The 5,871-nt window shown below is 74.2% G+C and carries 6 protein-coding genes and 1 pseudogene; 2 read left to right on the top strand and 5 right to left on the bottom strand.

The annotated features are described in order from the left end of the window. From HUW36_RS23715 to ruvC, 5 genes and pseudogenes are all read right to left on the bottom strand, one after another. Positions 1–516: pseudogene (locus tag HUW36_RS23715) on the bottom strand (protein translocase subunit SecD); the annotation flags it as partial. 224 nt (positions 517–740) lie between these two features. Next, positions 741–1,085: a preprotein translocase subunit YajC gene (gene yajC, locus HUW36_RS23720; protein WP_174530202.1), complete on the bottom strand. Its 345-nt coding sequence runs from the start codon at positions 1,083–1,085 to the stop codon at positions 741–743. 138 nt (positions 1,086–1,223) lie between these two features. Further along, positions 1,224–2,288, bottom strand: coding sequence for a Holliday junction branch migration DNA helicase RuvB (gene ruvB, locus HUW36_RS23725; RefSeq protein WP_174530203.1), 1,065 nt, complete (start codon positions 2,286–2,288; stop codon positions 1,224–1,226). Positions 2,289–2,310: 22 nt separating this feature from the next. Beyond that, positions 2,311–2,913 carry a Holliday junction branch migration protein RuvA gene (gene ruvA, locus HUW36_RS23730; RefSeq protein ID WP_174530204.1) on the bottom strand — a complete coding sequence of 201 codons (603 nt, stop codon included), beginning with the start codon at positions 2,911–2,913 and terminating at the stop codon, positions 2,311–2,313. Continuing rightward, on the bottom strand, positions 2,910–3,437 hold the full coding sequence (gene ruvC, locus HUW36_RS23735; RefSeq protein WP_091578139.1) for a crossover junction endodeoxyribonuclease RuvC: 528 nt from the start codon (positions 3,435–3,437) through the stop codon (positions 2,910–2,912). The genes ruvA and ruvC overlap by 4 nt, the downstream gene beginning before the upstream one ends. 183 nt (positions 3,438–3,620) lie before the next feature. Between ruvC and HUW36_RS23740 the strand changes: the two genes are divergently transcribed. Together HUW36_RS23740 and HUW36_RS23745 are read left to right on the top strand one after the other, a co-directional pair. Beyond that, positions 3,621–4,403 (top strand): 3-hydroxybutyrate dehydrogenase, encoded by a 783-nt coding sequence (locus tag HUW36_RS23740; protein ID WP_174530205.1) that lies wholly within the window; start codon positions 3,621–3,623, stop codon positions 4,401–4,403. 14 nt (positions 4,404–4,417) lie between these two features. Continuing rightward, a partial coding sequence (locus tag HUW36_RS23745; RefSeq protein WP_174530206.1) for a GAF domain-containing protein occupies positions 4,418–5,871 on the top strand: 1,454 nt, incomplete at its 3' end.

Genomic DNA, 5,871 nt, shown 5'->3' on the forward strand with positions numbered 1-5,871 from the left:
CGATGCGCTGCCGGACGGCTTCGCCGACGCGCTGCCCGACGGCTTGGGGCTGGCACTGCCGGACGGGGCCGGGCTGGCGCTCGGGCTCGGCGGCGGGGCGAGGGCCGCGCCGCTGCCGTCGGTGGCCTTGAGCACCTTGCGGAAGCGCAGCTCGGCGGCGCTGCCGACGTCGGTCAGGTCACGGTTCTGGCCGGGCAGGGAGATGACGATGTTGCGGTTGCCCTCGGTGACCACCTCGGCCTCGGCCACGCCGTAGGCGTTGACCCGGCTCTCGATGATCTGGCGGGCCTCCTCGAGGTTGCCGGCGGTCGGCGGCTTGCCGTCCACCGTGTTGGTGGCCTCGAGCGTCAGCCGGGTGCCGCCGATGAGGTCCAGGCCGAGCCGGGGCTCCAGCCGGTCCTTCCAGCCACCGCTGGCGCCGCCCGAGAAGAACACCAAAAGATAGAGGACGACGAAGATGAACCCGAGCACGGCGAGCTGCCGTCCGGGGCGCATCTGTCCCTGAGGTGGTGCCACGGCTGTCCTGTCTCCCTGTACGGTCGCGCCGCTTCCGCGGCGGCGACATCTGTCGGGCCGGGGGTGTCCGCCCGACTGCTCCGGCGGGTCGGCCCCGGCGGACGGCACGCCGCCCCGGACGCGACGCGGGGGCGCCGCGCGGGCCTGCCCGCGTGCCGGCGTCGGACGCCGACCCAACTATCCACTTGTGCGGGTGTCCCCGCTGCCCCGTCCGGGGCGGGCGGTCACTCCTTGACCGGCTCGGCTTCCTCGCTGATCGTCTCGGCCGCCGGCGCCTCGGCGCGCTTGACCACCCGGGCCACGGCCGGGCGCGCGTAACGGGTCTGCACGCCGGGAGCGACCTCCAGCAGGACCGTCTCGTCCTCGACCACGGTGACCGTGCCGTGCAGGCCGCCGATGGTGACCACCTCGTCGCCCGGGGCGAGGGCGGACTGCATCTGCTCGGCCTCACGGCGGCGCTTCTGCTGCGGACGGATCATCATGAAGTACATGACGACGAAGAGCAGAGCGATCATGAGGATCGGCGTCAGACCGCCGGCTCCTCCGCCACTCGCTGCTGCGTAAAGCACGGTGTCGACCTTCCGGTTGGCCTCCGCCGGCCCCGGGGGGCACCGCAGCGGAGGCGGATTCTCACGTCCTGTACAGACCGCGGCGAAGTCTAGTCCCTGCTCCTGAGAACACCGAATGCGGCACAGATCACGTTCGGATCACGGCTGATCGGTCTGGACCGAGAACAGATCGGGCCCGGCCGGGGCCTCCGCACCAAATGTACCATTCGGGGGCTTACGTCCTAGATGATGCCAGGCAGCCGCCGTCGCCACCCGACCGCGCGGGGTACGCGCCAGCAGCCCGGCCCGGACCAGGAACGGCTCGCAGACCTCCTCGACCGTGTCCGGCTGCTCCCCCACGGCCACCGCCAGCGTGGAGAGCCCGACCGGGCCGCCCCGGAACGAGTCGACGAGCGCGGTGAGCACCGCCCGGTCCAGCCGGTCCAGGCCCAGCGCGTCCACGTCGTAGACGGTCAGCGCGGAGCGCGCCGTCTCCACCGTCACCACGCCGTCGGCCCGCACCTCGGCGAAGTCGCGCACCCGGCGCAGCAGCCGGTTGGCGATCCGGGGCGTGCCCCGGGACCGCCCGGCGATCTCCGCCGCGCCGTCGGCGGTGATCGGCACGCCGAGGATCCGGGCGGAGCGGTGCAACAGGGTCTCCAGGTCGGCCGGAGAGTAGAAGTCGAGGTGCGCGACGAAGCCGAACCGGTCCCGCATCGGCCCGGTCAGCAGACCCGAGCGGGTGGTGGCGCCGACGAGGGTGAACGGCTCCACGTCGAGCGGGATCGCGGTGGCACCGGGGCCCTTGCCGACCACCACGTCGACCCGGAAGTCCTCCATGGCGCTGTAGAGCAGTTCCTCGGCCGGCTTGGCGATCCGGTGGATCTCGTCGATGAAGAGCACGTCGCCCTCGGCCAGGCTGGTCAGGATCGCGGCCAGGTCACCGGAGCGTTCGATGGCCGGCCCGCTGGTCACCCGGATGCCCGCGCCCAGCTCGGCGGCGACGATGTTGGCCAGGGAGGTCTTCCCGAGGCCGGGCGGCCCCGACAGGAGGATGTGGTCCGGCGGGGAGCCGCGCCGCATCGCGCCCTGCAACAACAGGTCGAGCTGGTCGCGGACCCGGTCCTGGGCGATGAACTCGGCCAGCCGCTTCGGCCGGACGCTGGCCTCGGCGTCCCGCTCCGCGTCGCTGACATACGCCGAGACCAGGTTCTCACTCGTCATGCCGGCTGACTCCCCGCGCTTGTCATCGGGTGCGGCCCAGGAGACGGATGGCCTGCTTGAGCAGGACCGGCACCGGCGGCGTGTCACCGTCGACGGTCTCGGCCACCGCGGCCACCGCCTGGTCGGCCTGCGCGGCCGTCCAGCCGAGCCCGACCAGCGCCTGACGCACCTGCTCCGGCCAGGCGCCGACGGTCACCCCGGCCGCGCCGTCGGGGCCGACCGGCACCGGACCGATCCGGTCGCGCAGCTCCAGCACGAGCCGCTCGGCGCCCTTCTTGCCGATCCCCGGCACCCGGGTCAGCGCGGCGGTGTCGGCGTTGGCGACGGCCTTGCGGACCGCGTCCGGCGTGTGCACCGCGAGCACCGCCTGGGCCAACCGGGGACCGACCCCGCTGGCGGTCTGGAGCAGCTCGAACAGCTGCTTGGCGTCGTCGTCGGCGAAGCCGTAGAGGGTGAGTGAGTCCTCCCGGACGACCAGGCTGGTGGCCAGCCGGGCCGGCTGCCCGACCCGCAGGTCGGCGAGCGTGCCGGGGGCGCACTGCACGGCCAGGCCGATGCCGCCCACCTCCACCACCGCGTGGTCCGGACCGGTCGCGGTCACCGTGCCGCGAACGCTGGCGATCATCGCGCCCCTCCTCGTCGGGCCCGCTGCGCGGCGGCGGCCAGCTTGGACCGGGTGCCACCGCGCCAGACGTGACAGATGGCCAGCGCCAGTGCGTCGGCGGCGTCGGCCGGGCGGGGCGGCTCGGCGAGCCGCAGCAGCCGGGTGACCATGGCCGTCATCTGCGCCTTGTCGGCCTGCCCAGAGCCCGTCACCGCCGCCTTCACCTCGCTCGGGGTGTAGGTGGTCACCGGCAGCCCGGCCCGCGCGCCGGCGAGCACCGCGATGCCGCTGGCCTGGGCGGTGCCCATCACCGTGCGCACGTTGTGCTGGCTGAACACGCGTTCCACCGCGACCGCGTCCGGCCGGTGCTCGGCGACCAGGTCGGTGAGCGACCGGTCCAGGTGCAGCAGGCGCAGCGGCAGGTCGTCCTCGGGGTCGGTGTAGACCACGTAGTAGGCGACCAGCGTGCACGGGCGACCGGGGACGCCCTCGACCACGCCGACCCCGCACCGGGTCAGCCCCGGGTCGACGCCGAGCACGCGCACGCCGCCTCCTCCCCGAGCCGTCAGCAGTACGTGTGTTCGACACACCCTACTGGTGCGCCCGGAGCACCGGACGACCGGACACGCCGGGGCCGACAGGTGCGCGCCGCACCACACACTGAAGCGGTCGAGTATGTGTCGCCGCCCCATGTGCCCGAGGCCACACGCCTCGTAACTTCTTGCGCCATGACGGCAGAACCCGTGGCGGTCCCCCACGTCGTACACGTCGACCTCTCCGGTCGCACCGCCCTGGTGACAGGTGGTGGCAGCGGCATCGGGCGGGCCTGCGCCCTGCGGCTGGCGGCGGCCGGCGCCTCGGTCGTGGTGCTGGACCGCAACGTGGAGGCGGCGAAGGCGGTGGCCGCCGAGGCGGGCGGCCGGGCCGAGGGGGTCGACCTGGCCGACCCGGAGGCGGTGGACCGGCTCGACGTCGACGCCGACATCGTGGTGAACAACGCCGGCCTGCAACACGTGGCGCCGGTGCAGGATTTCCCGGTCGAGCGGTTCGAGTACATCCAGCGGGTGATGGTCGAGGCGCCGTTCCTGCTGATCCGCCGGGCGCTGCCCCGGATGTACGCCAACGGCTGGGGCCGGATCGTGAACATCTCCTCGGTGCACGGGTTGCGCGCGTCGCCGTACAAGGCGGCGTACGTGTCGGCGAAGCACGCGCTGGAGGGGCTGTCGAAGGTGGTCGCGCTGGAGGGCGCGGCGCACGGGGTGACGGCCAACTGCATCAACCCGGCGTACGTGCGGACCGCGCTGGTGGAGAGCCAGATCGCCGACCAGGCGGCCCGTCACGGCATCGGCGAGGACGAGGTGGTGGAGAAGATCATGCTGGCCCGGGCGGCGATCAAGCGGCTGATCGAACCGGAGGAGGTGGCGGAGCTGGTGGCGTACCTGTGCGCGCCGCCCGCCGCGTTCCTCACCGGCGCGTCGATCGCCCTCGACGGGGGCTGGACGGCCAACTAGTGGCGCCGCGCACAATGTCGGTCATGTCGTCGCCGGTCGAGTTCCTGGAGCTGCTGGCGCGCGAGGCCGCCGCGGTCGAGTTCGAGGGCCCGCTGGTCGCCGCGCGCGCCGCCGGCCTGCCCGCCGAGCGCCTGGCCGAGCTGGAGCAGGCGAAGGTGGTCGCGCTGCGGGTGCGGGCGCTGCTGGAGCGCCGCCGGCGGCGGGAGACCGAGTTGTCCGGGCTGTACGACACCGCCAGCGACCTGGCCGGTCTGCGCGACCTGGACGACGTGCTGCGGGCGATCGTGCACCGGGCGCGGATCCTGCTCGGCACCGACGTGGCCTACATGACGCTCAACGACGACGAGCGCGGTGACACCTACATGCGGGTCACCGACGGGTCGATCTCGGCCCGCTTCCAGCGGTTGCGCCTGGAGATGGGTGACGGGCTGGGCGGGCTGGTGGCGCAGACCGGCACGCCGTACGTCACCGCGAACTACCAGGAGGACGAGCGGTTCCGGCACACCGGGGAGATCGACGGCGGGGTGGGCGAGGAGGGCCTGGTGGCCATCCTCGGCGTGCCGCTGCGGCTCGGTTCGAGCGTGATCGGCGTGCTCTACGCGGCCAACCGCTCGGCCCGGCCGTTCGCCCGGGAGGAGGTGTCGCTGCTGGTCTCGCTGGCCGCGCACGCGGCGGTGGCGATCGACACCGCCCGGCTGCTGGCCGAGACCCGCTCGGCGCTGGAGGAGCTGTCGGCGGCGAACGGCACGATCCGGGCGCACAGCACCTCGGTGGAGCGCGCCGCGGCCGCGCACGACCGGATGACCGCGCTCGTCGTGCGCGGCGGCGGGATGGAGGACGTGGCCGCGGCGGTGACCGAGGTGCTCGGCGGGGCGCTGCTGGCGCTGGACGCCGAGGGCCGGCGGCTGGCCCGGGTGGGCGAGATCGAGGAGCCGGACCGCGCGGACATCGTGGAGGCGGTGGCCGCGTCGCGCACCGAGGGGCGCAGCGTGCGGCGCGGCCCACTGTGGTACGCCGCCGTGGTGGCCGGCGCGGAGAACCTGGGCGCGCTGGTGCTGCGCCCGGACGACGAGCTGGTCGACGCGGACCAGCGGATCCTGGAGCGGGCGGCGCTGGTGACCGCGTTGCTGCTGCTGTTCCGTCGCACGGTGGCCGAGGCGGAGGGTCGGGTCCGGGGCGAGCTGCTCGACGACCTGATCGCCCGGCCGCTGCGCGACGCCGACGCGCTGCGCAGCCGGGCCCGCCGGATCGGGGTGGACCTGGACGCCCCGCACGTGCTGGTGGCGGTCGGCGACGACGCGTTCGCCGAGACCGGCTCGGCCCGGCAGCGGGTGCTGTCGTGGGCCACCACGTACGCCTCGACCCGGGGTGGGCTGGCCGCGGCGCGCGACGGCCGGGTGGTGCTGATGCTGCCCGGTCAGGACGCCGGCGGGGCGGCGCGCGCGGTGGCCCGGGACCTGTCCCGGGT

This window comes from Micromonospora maritima (assembly GCF_902825405.1).
Taxonomy (GTDB): domain Bacteria; phylum Actinomycetota; class Actinomycetes; order Mycobacteriales; family Micromonosporaceae; genus Micromonospora; species Micromonospora maritima.